The organism is Enterococcus sp. SMC-9 (assembly GCF_021011285.1).
GTDB lineage: Bacteria > Bacillota > Bacilli > Lactobacillales > Enterococcaceae > Enterococcus_C > Enterococcus_C montenegrensis.
This window is the reverse complement of sequence record NZ_JAILYE010000003.1, coordinates 292,720-308,125: the sequence shown is the minus strand read 5'-3', so window position 1 is coordinate 308,125 and position 15,406 is coordinate 292,720. Positions and strand designations below refer to the sequence as shown.

Here is a 15,406-nt window from a genome sequence, read left to right as displayed (position 1 = left end):
TGCTTTGTAATTGTAAAATGTAATTATAAAAATATCATTACAAAACATTGACAACACGAATTACACGTTGTAAGATACGTGTTGTAAAGAAAACGTTTACCATTTAGGAGGAACGATGATGAAAATGAACAAATTGATCGTAGGTATTTCTGCTTTATTGTTAGGAACTGTTGCTTTGGCTGGTTGTGGCAATTCCGGCGCAAAAGATTCTGGTTCAAGTGATGGCAAAACTAAAGTTACTTTTTGGGCCGCTCCAAATCCTACCCAAGTAAAGTATTGGGAAGAAATGGCGACTGAATTTGAGAAACAAAACAAAGATATCGATGTTGAAGTTAGTCAAATGAAAGAAAGCCCATCTTCTGAAGCCACTATTCAAAGTGCAATTGCATCAAAAACGGCACCCACACTATCTGAAAATATTAATCGTAGTTTTGCGGCACAGTTAGCAGCTAGTAAGGCAATTTTACCATTAGATAAAGAAAGTGACTTTAAAAATGTTGTCGAAAAAAGAAATATGAGTAAAACAATCGAGAGCTGGAAATTTTCTGATGGCAGTCAATACGTTTTACCAGTCTATTCAAATCCAATTTTGTTTGGTTGGCGTTTAGATACATTAAAAGAGCTAGGTTTTAATGAACCGCCTAAGACATACTCAGAATTATTAAAAGTTGTCGAAAAAATTAAAGGTACAGATAAAGCTTTGTGGGCGAAAAAAGATATTGCCGATCCAACTGCTTGGATGCGTTGGTTTGACTTCTTCCCATTATATGACGCAGCAAGTAAAGGTGCCAATTTTGTTGAAAATAATAAATTTGTTGCAGATGAAAAAGCAATGGAAAATGTTTTTGATTTAATGAGTACATTATCTAAAGATAAAGTTTTGCGCACTGGTGAAGCGACTGATCCATTTGAAAATGGCGATAGCGTTATGACCGACATTGGCCCTTGGACATTCCCGAACTGGGCAGAAAAATACCCAGAGCTAAAATTTGGTGAAAATTACACAGTTACAACACCCGTTGTCCCAGATGAATTAGCTAATGAAGAAAATGTTTCCACATATGCTGATGCTAAGGGAATTGTGATGTACGCGCAAGCAACGGAAAAAGAACAAGCTGCTGCGATGAAATTTTTAGAATTTGTTTTTGGTAATGAAAATAATGATATGAAATTATTAGAAACAACTTCTTTGATTCCTGCACGTGATGATGCAACAGAAAATGCTGCGTTTAAAGAATACTTCGAAAAAAATCCAGTAATGGAAGTTTATGCTGCTAACGTTCCAAATGCAGTTCCAGCAATGGATAATGAAAAGTACAACGATATTCAACAAGTGTTTGGCGAACAAGCATGGGTTCCTGTTGTTCGAGGTGAAAAAGCACCGGCTAAAGCCGTTACAGATGCAAAGAAAGCCGTTGAAGGGGCGCTTCAATAATGAACAAAAATACAAAATTGGGCTGGTTATTTACCAGCCCATACCTTATTTTTACATTTATATTTTTCCTTTTACCATTACTGTGGTCATTTTGGCTAGCCTTAACAAGTTGGAACATGATCTCACCAGATGTTGAATTTGTTGGAATCAAAAATTTTATCGATGCAGTCAAAAGTCCCGCGATTCAAGCGGCTTTTGTTGTTACATATAAGTTTTTGATTGTTTTTGTTCCAATGGCCATGATTATGTCGATGATTATTGCACTTTTAGTTAATAGTTTACCGAAGTTAAAAGGTTTGTATATGGTAGCTTTTTTCCTACCGTATCTTTCCAGTGGTGTTGTAACTTCCTTGATTGTTAAGGGATTACTATCTTATAACGGTCCTTTCAATACATTTTTACGTAATAAAATGGGCTGGGATATTGATTGGCTAGGAAATCCACATACGGCCATCATTATTGTGTCCTTGATGATTGCCTGGAAAATGTCTGGCTATTATGGTCTGATTTTAATTTCGGGTTTAAGCAATATTAATCAAGAAATTTATGAAGCTGCGGCTATTGATGGTGTCACACCGTGGAATCGTTTTTGGAAGATCACATTTCCAATGTTATATCCCGCTTTCTTCACAGTGGCTGTACTTGCTGTGGGGGTTAGTTTCGGCATATTTACGGAGGTCTATCAATTGACTGGTGGGGGTCCTAATTTTGCTACTAATACGTGGCAAATGGAAATTTACAATCAAGCCTTTGTCGGTTTGAAGTCAGGTTATGCTTCTGCTGTAGCTTTATTAGCCTCTGTGGTCACTTTTGCATCAATTGGAATCATTCGCAAGCTTTTAGAAAAATGGGGTGAAAGAAATGGTTGGACTTAAAAGAACGAAAGGACAAACCATTCTATTATATGTTGTTACGACATTAGTAATGTTAGTTATGATTTTTCCGTTTATTTATCTGGTAATGCATTCTTTTGCATCATGGGACCAAGTGGACCGTAAATTAATTCCGAGTCATTTTAGTTTGCGTTCATGGACGTGGCTATTTGGCGGATCGGCTACTTCAGCTAATGTTCCTTGGGTGGGCGCATTTATTAATACGGTTATCGTAGCTACCATCGCGACGTTTTTAATGTTGTTATTTGCATTGATGGTGGGATATGCCTTAGCAAAAATTGAATTTAAAGGCAAAAAATTTGTTAATAATTTTATTTTATTCCAAATGTTTTTCCCAGCCATTATTTTGTTGATTCCACAATTTTTAATGATTACAAATGTGGGATTACTTGATTCTTACGCAGGTATGATTATTCCAACGGCGATTAGCTTGTGGGCAATTTTTATGTATACCAACTTTTTTAAAGCAATTCCCGATGCCTTAATTGAAGCAGCAAAATTAGATGGCGCTTCTGAATTGCAAGTACTTTTTAAAGTTGTTTTACCAATGTCTAAATCTATTACAACAGTCATCTTTTTATTCTTGTTTACGGATCGTTGGACCAACTTATTGTGGGATATGATTGTTTCAAAAAGTGATAGTACGGTTACGTTGAATGTTTTAATCTCTCAAATGTTTGGCCCTTATGGTACGTATCCTGGACCAATGTACGCTGCTTCGGTATTGCTGACATTACCTTTGATTATTTTATTTTTAATCTTCTCTAAACGATTCCAAGATGGTATGCAATTTACTTTGAAGTAGGAGCAAATAAATATGTGGTGGGAAAAAGCTGTTTTTTATGAAATTTATCTACCTTCTTTTGCAGATAGTAATGGCGATGGGATTGGGGATTTTAACGGAATAAAAGAAAGATTGCCTTACTTGAAGCAATTAGGGATAGATGCACTTTGGCTGACACCTTTTTATCCATCACCAAAAATTGACAATGGATATGATGTGTCAGATTACTGCGATGTAGACAGACAATATGGCACATTACAAGATTTAGAAGAACTAATTCAAGTGGCAAAAAAAAGTGGGATGCACGTCATTATCGATGTTGTTTTTAATCACACATCGACGCAACATCCTTGGTTTCAATCAGCATTACAAAGTACAGAGGACAAAAAACGCGATTGGTATATCTGGCGAGATAGACCGAATAATTGGGAAAGCTTTTTCGGCGGGTCGGCGTGGGAATACGATGAAAAAAGCCAACAATATTATTATCACAGTTTTGCCAAAGAACAAGCTGATCTAAATTGGCACAATCCTGCCGTCAAGCAAGCAATCTTTCAAATACTGGATTTTTGGATTAAAAAAGGTATTGATGGTTTTCGTTTTGATGTGATTAATAACCTAACTGTCAGCCAGGACTTTAAAGATAATCCAGTTGATGAAACCAGGCGACAGATTCACCAAAATGATGTAAATCAACCAGGTGTTCTCGCTATTTTAAAAGAAATCAATGCGTATATTAAAAACTGCAATCCAGAACTGTTTACTGTAGCCGAAATTAGCTCCGATGATCTTAAATGTATTGAACAGTATGTTGGGGCGGAGCTATTTGATACCGCTTTTAATTTCAATTTAGGTAGTCAAGAAAAACTGAATTTAAATTATTTTGCAAGCCAGTATGAAGCTATGAATACTGCAGCTGAAAAATTGCCAACGCTCTTTTTTAATAGTCATGATATGAGTCGGTCTTGGGAGCGTTTGGCAGACAAAAACGTAGATGTTTATTACTTGTTAATTGTCTTATTAACAATCAACCATGGCATAACTTTTTTATTTCAAGGAGAAGAATTAGGGTTAGGTGATTTCTTAGCTGCTAATTTGACAGATATTCGCGATATTCAAGCGAAAAATAAGTATTTTGAATTATTGCCCTCTGACGGTGAAGTAAGAGCGATAGCAGCAGCAAATCTAGTTAATCGTGATCGTTCAAGAGGAATGTTGCCCTTTAATATAAAGGGTTGGATTGGCTCAGCAAAAGTGAACGAGTCAGAAAAAGTAATTATGGCTGGCTACAAAGCGTTAATTGCACTGCGGCATAAAGAAGGTCCATTTTTACCCTTAGAAAAAATCCAAGCAGAAAATGACCTGCTTTCTTATTGGAGCGGTGATATTCACGTGATACTGAACTTTTCTGAGAAACCACGTCAGATTGAACTATTGGAAGATAGGCCGTGGCAGACGTTATGGTCCCATAATGGGCCGTATTTAGCAAAAAATAAAATTTACTTGCCCGAAAAAGCAGGTTGGATAGGAAAGAGAAATTAAATGATTTATGCGGAAGAGCTATTAAAAAAATACCGTGAAGAGCAACTTTATTCTAAAGCAACCGTCTTAACATTCAAAGATGTAGCAGACAAAGATGTTTATAATATTACGGCGCCATTTCTGCTAGAAGGACAAGTGGTTCTTGCAGGTAGAGTTGAGTCTAGAGATGATGAACATTCAGAAATCGTCTTGTTTACAGAAGCTGAAGAGAATACGTGGGTGCCTATTAAAGAAAGCGTTCGTCTTTCTTTACAAGATCCTTTCTTTACTGAAATTGATGGTGACATCATTTTAGGCGGCGTGGAAGTAAACTTTCTTTCGTCAGGACAAGCCAAATGGCGTACCGTCTTTTACCGTTTAGAAACCAGCCAAGATGCTGTCCAAATTTTTGCCGGTCCATGGGGAATGAAAGATTTACGTTTAAAACAATTAAATGATGGGAAAATTCTTGTGTTAACACGTCCACAAGGTACAAAAGGTGGACGCGGTAAAATTGGAGCTGTGATTATTGACGACTTAGCATCTTTGTCCGTTGCGCTTATTGAAGATGCACCGTTACTAGCAAATCAGTTTACAGATAGTCAGTGGGGCGGAGCCAATGAAATTCATCAAACTAAAACATCTACTTGGGTTTTAGGGCATATTGCGAACTTTGATGAAGAAAATAATCGTCATTATTACGCAATGGCTTTTGAATTAGACTTAGCCAACTTCGCCATGAAAAATGCCAAGATTATTGCCGAAAGAAAAGATTTCGCAGCTGGACCAGCTAAACGGCCAGATTTAGTTGATGTTGTTTTTAGTGGCGGGATTGTTATGAAAGATCAAAAAGCCGTGATATATGCTGGGATCAGTGATGCTGGTGCTCAAAAATTAGAAATTGAAAATCCGTTTAGATAGAGGTTATGACATGAAAATAGATCGTTTTGCAGAGAATCCGTTAATTACACCTAAAGATGTGACGCCACTTCATGAAGGTTATGAAGTGATTGGAGCCTTTAATGGCGGCGTTGCCAAATACAATGATGAAGTATTGCTATTACTACGCGTAGCAGAAAGACCCATCTCTAAAGATTCAGAAATTATTAAAGCTCCAGTTTATGATGCACAAAAAAAAGAAATGACTATTATTGAATTCAATCGTAATGATCCCAAATATGATTTTGAAGATCCTCGTATGATTCGTCATACAGATAAGCTTGATAGTTTTGCTTATTTGACCTCTATTTCTTATATTCGCATTGCCCGCAGTCAAGACGGTCATAACTTCACCATTGATGATAAAGCCTTCTTATATCCATTTAACGAATACCAAAGTTATGGGATTGAAGATGCGCGTTGTACAAAAATTGGTGACACGTATTACGTTAATTTTAGCTCAGTATCTCCTGTAGGTGTGTGTGATTCATTGATTGCTACGCAAGATTTTGAAAGCTATCAAGATTTGGGAAATATCTTTGCACCAGAGAATAAGGACGTTTTAATTTTTCCAGAAAAAATTAATGGGAAGTATTATGCACTGCATCGTCCTTCGCTTAAAAGTATCGGAAACTATGATATTTGGATTGCGTCATCTCCAGATTTAGAAAGTTGGGGACATCACCAACATTTAATCGGTATTCGCCCAGATTCTTGGGATAGTGGTCGTGTGGGTGGTGGTTTAGTGCCAATCAAAACGGCAGAAGGCTGGCTCGTTCTTTACCATGGCGCGACACCCGAACATCGTTACTGTATGGGTGCAGCCTTACTAGATTTAGAAGATCCGACTAAAGTTTTGGCGCGCTCTAACCAACCAATTATGGAACCAGATGCTGAATATGAAAAGAATGGTTTCTTTAGCGATGTTGTCTTTGGATCTGGCGGGATAGTAAAAGAAGATCAATTAACCATGTATTACGGTGTCGCAGATACTTCAATGGCAGGTTGCACCTTCTCCATTGCTGAAATTATTAGACAAACAAAAGAGGGCTAGCAGGAATGAATTGGCAAGAAAAATTACAAGAGTGGCAAGATTTTGCGACTTTAGATTTAGACTTGAAAAATGAATTAGACCAAGTGACTGACCAAGCAAATTTAGAAGATCGTTTTTATCGTTATCTTGAGTTTGGCACAGGTGGTATGCGCGGAGAACTAGGGGCGGGTACGAATCGAATTAATAATTATACGATTAAACGCGTTGCGCTAGGGCTGGCACGCTATATTGAAGAAAATGGTTCTGCCGCTTGTGAGCGTGGCGTAGTAATTTCTTATGATAATCGCTATAAATCAGAAGAGTTTGCCACATGGACGGCGCGCATTTTAGCAGCCTGCGGTGTTAAAGTTTTTTTGTCTGATACATTACGCCCAACGCCAGAACTTTCTTATCTAGTTCGTCACTATCATGCTTTTGCAGGAGTTATGATAACGGCTAGTCACAATCCCAAACAATACAACGGCTTTAAAGTATATGGCTCAGATGGTGGTCAAATTACGCTGGAAACTGCTGAACGCCTAATGACGTTATTAGAAAGTATTACAGATGAACTTCAAATTACCGCAAAATCTCGTGCCTACTATGAAAAAAATGACCGGATTACTGTATTTTCTGAAGAAGCAGATCAGTGGTATGTTGAAGAATTAAAAAATGTTGTACAAAATCAAAAATTAGTCGCAAAAGAAGGTAAAAACTTAGCGGTTATTTACACACCACTACATGGTACGGGAAAAGTTTTAATCAAAAAGGCTTTTGCTGCCTTTGGTTTTGATAATTTAAGACTTGTTTCAGAGCAAGAAGATCCAGATCCAGGCTTTTCTACTGTGACTTCTCCTAACCCAGAAGATCAGGCAGCATTTGCTTTGGCATTAGAAGAAACAAAGAAAAATCCAGCTGATCTATTAATTGCTACTGATCCGGACGCAGATCGTTTAGGCGTAGTTGTGTTTAAACAAGACCGACCGATTTATTTAAATGGTAATCAAATTGGTGTTTTACTCTTGGACTATTTGATCCAACAAAAATCACCAGCGGATGTGAAAAATTATTTTTTAGCAAAGACAATTGTTACTTCTGATTTGGGTGCAAAAATTGCAGCAAAACACGGACTGCAAGTACGTAATACATTAACAGGCTTTAAATTTATTGGTGAACAAATCAAATTATCGGAACAAAAACAAGACAAAAAATTTCTCTTTGGTTATGAAGAAAGTTTTGGCTATTTAATTTCTCCTTTTGTCCGTGACAAAGATGCAATCCAAGCGGCCACGTTATTGGCAGAAGTTGCATTGGTTTGTAAGCTGTCAGATCGTAGCCTAGTAGATCGACTAGAAGAAATTTACCAAGAATATGGCTATTTTGAAGAAGACTTAGAAACAAAAGTTTTTCTAGGAAAAGATGGTATTGCGGAAATGGCACAATTAGTTGAAAACTTACGTCAAAAAGAAGTGACCCACTTAGCAGGTGAGGCAGTTGTGTTTAAAGAAGATTATGGCTTAGGTACGCAAAAGAATTTAGTAACGCAGGAAGTAACCAAACTAACGCTTCCACAATCCAATGTTATAAAATTAATTTTGGCAGATGAGTCGTGGGTTTGTGTCAGACCCTCTGGCACAGAACCTAAATTTAAGATTTACTATTCAGCAAACGCTTCTTCAAAACAGGTAACAGAATCAAAATTGCAAGCGCTAAAAAGCGATTTTCATCAAATGCTGACAGAACTATAAGGAGATTAGTATGAAGGCAGATCAAAGAAAACGAGAATTTGAAGCCAACGTTTCAAATCACCCTCAAGCTGACATTTTGACATTTTCAGGTGTTGAAGAATTCGATGTATACAATTGTTCGCAACCTTTCAAAATTGAAAAAAACTGGTATTTATTTGGTCGTGTTGAACGCCGTGATGAATGGATGCGTTCATGGGTAAGATTATTTATTAGGGTAGAAAAAAATCATTGGACCTTAGTTGAAGATGCGATGATTTACCAACTGGAAGATCCATATATTGCTAAAATAGCGGATGATTTTGTCCTTGGTGGTACCCATGTTCAGGTGAAACAAGAAGATGTTTTAGACGCATATTATGGGTATTTTTACTATGGTAAACAATTAGATAATTTAAAATACTTCACTACGGGTCCAAAAAATATGAAAGACATTCGTATTGTTCCGCTTGCTGATGGCAGAATCGGTGTTTTTTCGCGGCCACGGGATAAAGAGCTAATTGCAACGTATGGTAGTGAAGCATTAATTGGTTTTACGATTATCGACAGTTTAAACGAGTTGACGGCTGACAAAATTAACCAAGCGAAAATATTACCTAATTTATTTGCCGATTTAGAATGGGGCGGCGTCAATCAAGCATTTTTACTCGATTCTGGTAAAGTTGGTGTGATTGGTCACTTATCTTTTAACCAAGATGATCAAAGCGTGTATACCATAGTTTCTTTTGTATTGAACCCTCTTACATTAGAAATAGCAGATTATCAAATCATTGCAACAAGAAGTTGTTATCCAACTGCACCGGCTAAACGAGCCTTTTTACAAGATTGTTGTTTTCCTTCAGGGATGATTTACCACACTGATGATTTTTGTGAGCTATATTCAGGCTTAGGCGATACATGCGAAGGTGTGATGGTAATTTCTTACCCATTCAAAGGTCACGGTAAAATAGTAGAAAAACAATATATTGTGAGCGACTAATGCAATTGCACTGATTCCATGGCAAATTTTTTTGCCATGGATTTTTTTTATAATCGTAATATGAAGTTAACGTCTAATTTAGACCTTCAAAGAAAACACAATAAAAAGTTAACATCAAAAAATAAAGCCGCCCAATCCCAAGCTAAAAAGCTTTTTAACACTTTTTTAAAGCTTGCTTTAAAGGGATGGACAGCACTTTTTAACGCATTTTTTCTCTTGGGAGGCACTTGCCATATATTGTACTTTTACTGAAAGTTATGTAAAATTAGTAGACTGAAAACTTTTAGGAGCGATTATAATTATGGCAGTAGAAGATATGTGGCAAGACCGCATGCCGCCGCAAGATATTCAAGCGGAGCAGGCTGTTTTAGGTTCGATTTTTTTGGCTCCCGATGAGCTGATTAATGCGATGGAAGTTTTGAGTGCCAAAGATTTTTATCAGCGGCGCCATCAGCTGATTTACCAAGCGATGATTAATTTGTTTGATCGTAATGAAGCCGTTGACGTGGTGACGTTAAAAGCAGAATTGGAAAGAGGCAATGCTTTAGAAGATGTCGGTAGTGTCGGCTATTTAGTTGAATTATCCCAAGCGACGCCTTATGCAGGCAGCATTGGCTTTTATGCGAAAATTGTCGCGGACAAAGCATTATTGCGCAATTTAATCCAGGCTGCAAATAAAATTGTCGCCGCCGGGTATGAACAAGATGAAGACGTTTCGGCCATTGTCGAAGATGCAGAACGGGGAATTTTAGAGGTTTCTGAGCGCCGTAATAGTAATGGTTTCCAAGCCATTGAGGACGTGCTGCAAGAAACCTTCCGCAACATCGATCAATTAGCGCAAAACGATGAAGCCATCACGGGGATTCCAACTGGTTATCCGGCATTAGATAAAATGACGGCTGGTTTGCAGCAAGGGGAATTAATTATCTTAGCTGCCCGGCCCGCGGTGGGGAAAACTGCCTTTGCGTTAAATATCGCCCAAAATATTGGGACGAAAACCGATGCCTCGGTGGCGATTTTTAGTCTGGAAATGGATGCGGAATCGTTAGTTAAGCGGATGCTTTGTGCTGAAGGTCTGATTGACGCAGGGCATTTGAAGACTGGTCAATTAACCGATGAAGAGTGGGGCAATTTAGTGGTGGCAATGGGAAGTTTATCCCGTGCCAGTATTTTTATCGACGATACCCCGGGGATTAAAGTTTCTGAGATTCGCGCCCGTTGTCGTCGCTTAGCCCAAGAAAAAAAAGATTTGGGTTTGATTTTAATCGATTATTTGCAATTGATTGAAGGGACTGGACGGGAAAATCGCCAACAAGAAGTTTCTGAAATTTCCCGGCAGTTGAAAAAATTGGCGAAAGAATTAAAAGTGCCTGTTATTGCCTTATCTCAGCTTTCCCGTGGGGTAGAACAACGGCAAGATAAACGGCCCGTGATGTCTGATATTCGGGAATCTGGTTCCATTGAGCAAGATGCCGATATCGTTGCCTTTTTATACCGGGATGATTATTATCAACGGGATTCAGATGATCCAGATGAACAAGAAGACACCCGCGATAATATTATCGAAGTTATTATCGAAAAAAACCGTTCCGGCGCCAGAGGGACGGTGGAATTGATGTTTATTAAAGAATACAATAAGTTTTCGTCGCTTTCTCTGCGGGAGGACGCCATGTAACGTAAGATGAATAAAAGCGGTTGTGATAAAGGAAAGTTTGCCTTTGTCACAACCGTTTTTTTAGTTTTTTGTTGTGGTAGTTGTTAAAAAAGATCCCTGTGTCTTTTTAAAACTAAAATTCAGTAAAAGGTTGTAGAAGTTTTTTTGTAACTGATCGCTCAAAGTTTGCGACAAACGGCTGCTTATAAGTTTTTTTAATGAAAAGCGGTAATTTTGTGTTGGTTGTCATACCAGGTTTCGTAATCTTCGCATAATGATTGAACGGCTTTATGGTGGCGCAGCGTGTCGTAGTGGGGGTAGAAAAACTGATTGGGCCAATGGCGTTGTCTGCTGTCAATTTCACTGCAAGCGGCGTTAATCAAAGGTGTAGGATCGATGTTTAAGTATTTGGCGACCGAATCGATTTGGGTGAGACGATCATAATTTTCTTCTTTTTTTATTTGGGTATGCAAAATGAAGGCTTTACTCATGCAGTGAATCAGAGCAGTTTTTTTAATGGGGATGACACAATCAAAACCTAATAAAGTTTTGACAATATTCTGATGGTTGGCGCAGTAAAAATCAGCCAGAATAATCGGATTGATCCAGACCGTGTTTTTCGGGGCGGTCTTGCTACCAGTTAAGGGCAAAAGGCAAAAATCACGGGTAGCAAAAGGTGCTTTTTTGAAGTGGTAAAGGCTTGCGACGGCTTCAAAATAAAGTCCGCTATCTTGGCAGCGGTAGGCAGGGAGGATGCGTTTTTTAAGTAATTGTGTCGGCGTACCATAAACTAGCGCCAACCCCTCATCACTAAAAACAAGGGAATACTGGCATTTTAGTTTTTCGTAGGGGATTAAAGCATAATATGTTTTGCCAAGGGAAAGCTCGGCATGGGGAATAAGCTGATCAGCCAGCTGATGACGAGAATCTTTGGTCAAAATAAAAGGTTGCTGCGGCAAGAAAGGGGAGATTTTAGCTCGAATTCGACTGATTTCGGGACGTAAATGGAACTTTAAACAGTTTTCGTCAATTGGGACATAGGTCATTGAATCGCTTCCTTTCAAAAAGAACTTTAATTAACTATAGCTATTTTTTTGCAGGGTTGTCAGCTAAAATGGGGTTCTTTTGCTGTTTATTTTTAGGTAGCGGTAAGTCTTCTTTTTCTAAAATATAGTTACCGGCCGGAATAAAGCAAAAGAGGAAATTTAGATGAAAGAACAATTGATGAATGAAGCATTGGAGCACTACGATACCTTGTTTCGTCGCGTTTTGGCTAAAGAGAATATCTTTGTGCAAAATAGTGAGTATGATGACTGTCTGCAAGAGATGCGCTTTAATTTAATTGAGCTGCTGCATGATTATCGGGATTTGGAAATTTTCAAAGAAGATTACAATAACAGTTATCTATTTCGCCGTTTTCAGTGGCTTTGCCAAGACTGTCGTCGCAAATATTTAAAGCGACCAGAAACATTGCTAGAAGAAGACGCCGAGCAAATTCAGGCGCCCTTTGATTTTATCGCAGACATTGAATTAGCGGAAATGCTGCAGCAAATTTATCTAGAACTAAGTGAAAGTGAACAGCGGGCTTTTACTTCGTTACTTATTGACAGTCACCAGCTGCAGGATAATAAAACAGTTACAAGACAGCTTCCTTTGAAATATCCCAAAAGTAAGCCGCAAAAGAAAATTTCCCGCCAAGTGCGGGCTTATTACCGCAAAAAATTGCGGCGCGTCCGCAGTCAAATAAAAAAGGCGATGGAAAAATAAGACTGCAATACACTTGACTGAAATAAAAGATAAGTAATGGGGGAGTTGCTGGTATTAAAAAAGCAAAAAAATTTGTTTCACATGAAACATTTTGAGATAAAAGTCTGAGAATGGGGGCGTTTTTAGCCAGGTGGTCAAGTGATTAGCAAAATTTGAAAGACAGCAATCCGAGATTGTTTTAGTTTTCTCTTAAGTATTTTAAGCCAAATTGACGCCACAATAGCTGCTAGTGTACTATTTCATGTAGTACACTAGCAGCTATATTTTTCCAAATGGAGGAAATAACATGGATAACTACACAATTTTTGATTATTTATGGGAAATTCTTTTTGTAAATCCCTTAGCTTTAATCGGCGTTATTTTGATTACAGCTTATATTTTGCCGTTTAAATTGTCTTGGCGGCGAAAAATTGCGATTTTGCTTCCGGCACTATTGCTGTTTTACTATTTGCAAATTGGCTTAACGCATATTTTTGGCATTACCACAGTGGGACAATTGCAGCGCATGCTGCGATTAGGTGAAGGTGTTTTTCATCCCAGGTGGGAATGGCGTCTGCTAGCAGAAGGGCTATCTAGTGGTTTTATCGCCAATATTATGGTCTTTATGCCAATTGGTTTTTTACTGCCTTTTATTAGCCGCAGTTTTCAGAAGGTGTACAAGACGGTATTTCTTGGCGCGGGCATTTCTTTAGCTATCGAAATCAGCCAAATCTTCACGTTATATCGGGCAACGGATATCAATGATCTTTTAGCAAATACAATCGGAACGCTAATCGGGTGGTGTTGTTTCAAACTTGTCGCTAAAATTTTCAGACTGCAAGCAACAGTAGAAGCACAAACCCGATATTTACCTGTCATTGTTGTGGTCATTGCTTTTTTAAATGTATTTTTGAATGTTTAACTCTTTCAATGAAGCCAGCAATAAACGCGTGCTTTGTTTTTGTTTAGGATTTTATTTTGCTAGCTGGTTACTATTTGACGGCAGTAAATGCTACCCCTTACAATAAAGTAGCATAAAAACACGTCTCGGTTGGTAGTCCGGGAGCGCCAAAAAGCGTCAGTAACCTTCCCTCCAGGTCGTCCATTGCAATCTATACAAAGGAGGGGTCATCATGAAATTAACGATTTTCTTTGATGGCAGCTTTTGGTGCGGATTGGTAGAAGACGAGGACGACGGGAAAATGAAAGTGCTAAAACACGTTTTTGGTCCCGAGCCCAAAGATACGGAAGTACTTGCATTTGTAAACACACAGCTTTTGGCAGAAATGGTGAAAGTCCCTAGTGTTTCAATGGCGAGTAAACAAGTAAATGAACATCGTATCAATCTCAATCCCAAGCGCTTGCAGCATCTAGTAAATAAAGAGAAAAATCAGCCGGTTTATTCTACTAAAGCGCAGATAGCGATGCAAAAATCCATCGAAATCAAAAAAACGCAGCGCCAAAAAGCAGCAAAAGCACAAAAACAAGAAGAAGCCCAACGTCGTTTTCAATTGAAGCAAGAAAAAAAGCTGCAAAAGAAAAAAGGACATTAACTTTTTCCTGTGACTAAACTGATCACCTGTGAAGGGATCGGTTTTTTTAATATAAATTTTTCATCAAATTTATTCTTTTTCTTATTTGTGATAATAGTAAATAAAGATTCGTAAATCTTTGATAGTCCTAAAGGTTAAAAGTAGTTAGACATTATGGCACTCGCTAAATTTCCTACGATAAAAATTATATTTAAGGTTTTAGCAGTGAAATTAGCATGTTTAATTAAAAAATAAAGCGCCAAGCATAGTGGAATTATGAAGGGTATAATTAAAAAAGGATGCTCACGTGAGTATGGCTTGGAAAAGTAAAGAAAAATCCGTTCGAAAATTCAGACCAATCCGTAGTCAGTCCAACAGGGAGGAGATAATAGTGCAGCGCTATATCACATTATTAAGAGGAATCAATGTCGGGGGCAAAAATAAAATTGCCATGCCAGCGTTAAAAGCCGGCTTTGAAACCTTGAACTTTCAAGACGTTGTCACATATATCAATAGTGGCAACATTATATTTTCAACTGAAAATAATGACCCAAAGGCACTTTCGGATCAAATAAAAACCATGATAAAGAATCATTTTGATCTGGAGATAACGGTCTTTACAATTTTGCAAGCAGAGCTTTCGGAAATTTTGGCTAATGCACCAACATGGTGGCAAAATACGGATAAAAAAAATTATGATAATTTAGTTTTTCTTATCCCGCCAGTCACCTTAGCAGAATTTTATCAAGCTGTGGGTGGGCTAAATGAAAATTTAGAACAGGCCGCAGATTATCGTGATGCTATTTTCTGGTCTTATGTGCGCAAAGATTATCGCAAATCAAATTGGTGGTCCAAAACAGCTAATAAAAAAATAAAAGATCAGATTACCATTCGCACTGCCAACACGGTACGCAAAATTGTAACTTTGTAAAATCCGATAGTTTCTATGGACCCAAAAAGATAGTAGTAATGATAAAAATTCATCTTTTTTACTACCAAGATAAAGAAGTCACGGCTATGGCTAAAAAAAATTTTTATTAAAATTTGAAATCCAACGTATATTCATTTTTAGCTTATTACTTGAGACAGAACATTTTTGTTCTGCCTTTTTTTTTACGATAACTTTTCAATATATGGCAATCTAC

At 37.8% G+C, this 15,406-nt stretch carries 14 protein-coding genes; 13 read left to right on the top strand and 1 reads right to left on the bottom strand.

All coding sequences use genetic code 11. The features are described from left to right. Positions 1-118: 118 nt before the first annotated feature. The 9 genes from K4422_RS06165 (at position 119) to dnaB (ending at position 11,004) form a co-directional block, all read left to right on the top strand. Positions 119-1,435 (top strand): ABC transporter substrate-binding protein, encoded by a 1,317-nt coding sequence (locus K4422_RS06165; RefSeq protein WP_230709801.1) that lies wholly within the window; start codon positions 119-121, stop codon positions 1,433-1,435. Then, positions 1,435-2,310, top strand: coding sequence for a carbohydrate ABC transporter permease (locus K4422_RS06160; protein ID WP_230709799.1), 876 nt, complete (start codon positions 1,435-1,437; stop codon positions 2,308-2,310). The genes K4422_RS06165 and K4422_RS06160 overlap by 1 nt, the downstream gene beginning before the upstream one ends. Next, positions 2,297-3,133: a carbohydrate ABC transporter permease gene (locus tag K4422_RS06155; RefSeq protein WP_230709797.1), complete on the top strand. Its 837-nt coding sequence runs from the start codon at positions 2,297-2,299 to the stop codon at positions 3,131-3,133. The genes K4422_RS06160 and K4422_RS06155 overlap by 14 nt, the downstream gene beginning before the upstream one ends. 12 nt (positions 3,134-3,145) lie before the next feature. Then, positions 3,146-4,654: an alpha-amylase family glycosyl hydrolase gene (locus K4422_RS06150; RefSeq protein ID WP_230709795.1), complete on the top strand. Its 1,509-nt coding sequence runs from the start codon at positions 3,146-3,148 to the stop codon at positions 4,652-4,654. Beyond that, the gene (locus K4422_RS06145; RefSeq protein WP_230709793.1) at positions 4,655-5,554 is read left to right on the top strand and encodes a DUF1861 family protein; all 900 of its coding nucleotides are present in this window, start codon (positions 4,655-4,657) and stop codon (positions 5,552-5,554) included. A gap of 10 nt (positions 5,555-5,564) precedes the next feature. Further along, positions 5,565-6,626 (top strand): BtaManbiosPhlase, encoded by a 1,062-nt coding sequence (locus K4422_RS06140; protein WP_230709792.1) that lies wholly within the window; start codon positions 5,565-5,567, stop codon positions 6,624-6,626. A gap of 5 nt (positions 6,627-6,631) precedes the next feature. Continuing rightward, on the top strand, positions 6,632-8,353 hold the full coding sequence (locus K4422_RS06135) for a phospho-sugar mutase (protein WP_230709790.1): 1,722 nt from the start codon (positions 6,632-6,634) through the stop codon (positions 8,351-8,353). A gap of 10 nt (positions 8,354-8,363) precedes the next feature. Next, complete coding sequence (locus tag K4422_RS06130) at positions 8,364-9,329, top strand: DUF1861 family protein (RefSeq protein WP_230709788.1); 966 nt, start codon at positions 8,364-8,366, stop codon at positions 9,327-9,329. Positions 9,330-9,630: 301 nt separating this feature from the next. Continuing rightward, the gene (gene dnaB / locus K4422_RS06125) at positions 9,631-11,004 is read left to right on the top strand and encodes a replicative DNA helicase (protein WP_206902952.1); all 1,374 of its coding nucleotides are present in this window, start codon (positions 9,631-9,633) and stop codon (positions 11,002-11,004) included. Between the two features lie 194 nt (positions 11,005-11,198). Here dnaB and K4422_RS06120 read toward each other — a convergent pair whose 3' ends face one another. Continuing rightward, a complete protein-coding gene (locus K4422_RS06120; RefSeq protein WP_230709786.1) occupies positions 11,199-12,029 on the bottom strand; it encodes a hypothetical protein in 831 nt (276 codons plus the stop codon). Between the two features lie 163 nt (positions 12,030-12,192). On the opposite strand from K4422_RS06120, the gene K4422_RS06115 reads away from it, so the two are divergent. The 4 genes from K4422_RS06115 to K4422_RS06100 all read left to right on the top strand — a co-directional run bounded on the left by K4422_RS06115 (position 12,193) and on the right by K4422_RS06100 (position 15,192). Further along, complete coding sequence (locus K4422_RS06115) at positions 12,193-12,750, top strand: sigma-70 family RNA polymerase sigma factor (protein WP_230709785.1); 558 nt, start codon at positions 12,193-12,195, stop codon at positions 12,748-12,750. 286 nt (positions 12,751-13,036) lie between these two features. Continuing rightward, positions 13,037-13,651 carry a VanZ family protein gene (locus K4422_RS06110; protein WP_230709783.1) on the top strand — a complete coding sequence of 205 codons (615 nt, stop codon included), beginning with the start codon at positions 13,037-13,039 and terminating at the stop codon, positions 13,649-13,651. Positions 13,652-13,862: 211 nt separating this feature from the next. Next, positions 13,863-14,282 (top strand): YjdF family protein, encoded by a 420-nt coding sequence (locus K4422_RS06105; protein WP_230709781.1) that lies wholly within the window; start codon positions 13,863-13,865, stop codon positions 14,280-14,282. A 370-nt stretch (positions 14,283-14,652) separates the two neighbouring features. Continuing rightward, entirely contained in the window at positions 14,653-15,192 is a 540-nt protein-coding gene (locus K4422_RS06100) for a DUF1697 domain-containing protein (protein ID WP_230709779.1), read from the top strand. The last annotated feature ends 214 nt before the right edge of the window (positions 15,193-15,406 follow it).

What these genes read in the sequence shown, in the direction of transcription:
- K4422_RS06120 (WP_230709786.1), bottom strand. Translation starts at nt 12,029, where the DNA reads ATGACCTATGTCCCAATTGACGAAAACTGTTTAAAGTTCCATTTACGT.
- K4422_RS06135 (WP_230709790.1), top strand. Translation starts at nt 6,632, where the DNA reads ATGAATTGGCAAGAAAAATTACAAGAGTGGCAAGATTTTGCGACTTTA.
- K4422_RS06140 (WP_230709792.1), top strand. Translation starts at nt 5,565, where the DNA reads ATGAAAATAGATCGTTTTGCAGAGAATCCGTTAATTACACCTAAAGAT.
- K4422_RS06155 (WP_230709797.1), top strand. Translation starts at nt 2,297, where the DNA reads ATGGTTGGACTTAAAAGAACGAAAGGACAAACCATTCTATTATATGTT.
- K4422_RS06165 (WP_230709801.1), top strand. Translation starts at nt 119, where the DNA reads ATGAAAATGAACAAATTGATCGTAGGTATTTCTGCTTTATTGTTAGGA.
- K4422_RS06160 (WP_230709799.1), top strand. Translation starts at nt 1,435, where the DNA reads ATGAACAAAAATACAAAATTGGGCTGGTTATTTACCAGCCCATACCTT.
- K4422_RS06110 (WP_230709783.1), top strand. Translation starts at nt 13,037, where the DNA reads ATGGATAACTACACAATTTTTGATTATTTATGGGAAATTCTTTTTGTA.
- K4422_RS06150 (WP_230709795.1), top strand. Translation starts at nt 3,146, where the DNA reads ATGTGGTGGGAAAAAGCTGTTTTTTATGAAATTTATCTACCTTCTTTT.
- K4422_RS06130 (WP_230709788.1), top strand. Translation starts at nt 8,364, where the DNA reads ATGAAGGCAGATCAAAGAAAACGAGAATTTGAAGCCAACGTTTCAAAT.
- dnaB (WP_206902952.1), top strand. Translation starts at nt 9,631, where the DNA reads ATGGCAGTAGAAGATATGTGGCAAGACCGCATGCCGCCGCAAGATATT.
- K4422_RS06115 (WP_230709785.1), top strand. Translation starts at nt 12,193, where the DNA reads ATGAAAGAACAATTGATGAATGAAGCATTGGAGCACTACGATACCTTG.
- K4422_RS06145 (WP_230709793.1), top strand. Translation starts at nt 4,655, where the DNA reads ATGATTTATGCGGAAGAGCTATTAAAAAAATACCGTGAAGAGCAACTT.
- K4422_RS06105 (WP_230709781.1), top strand. Translation starts at nt 13,863, where the DNA reads ATGAAATTAACGATTTTCTTTGATGGCAGCTTTTGGTGCGGATTGGTA.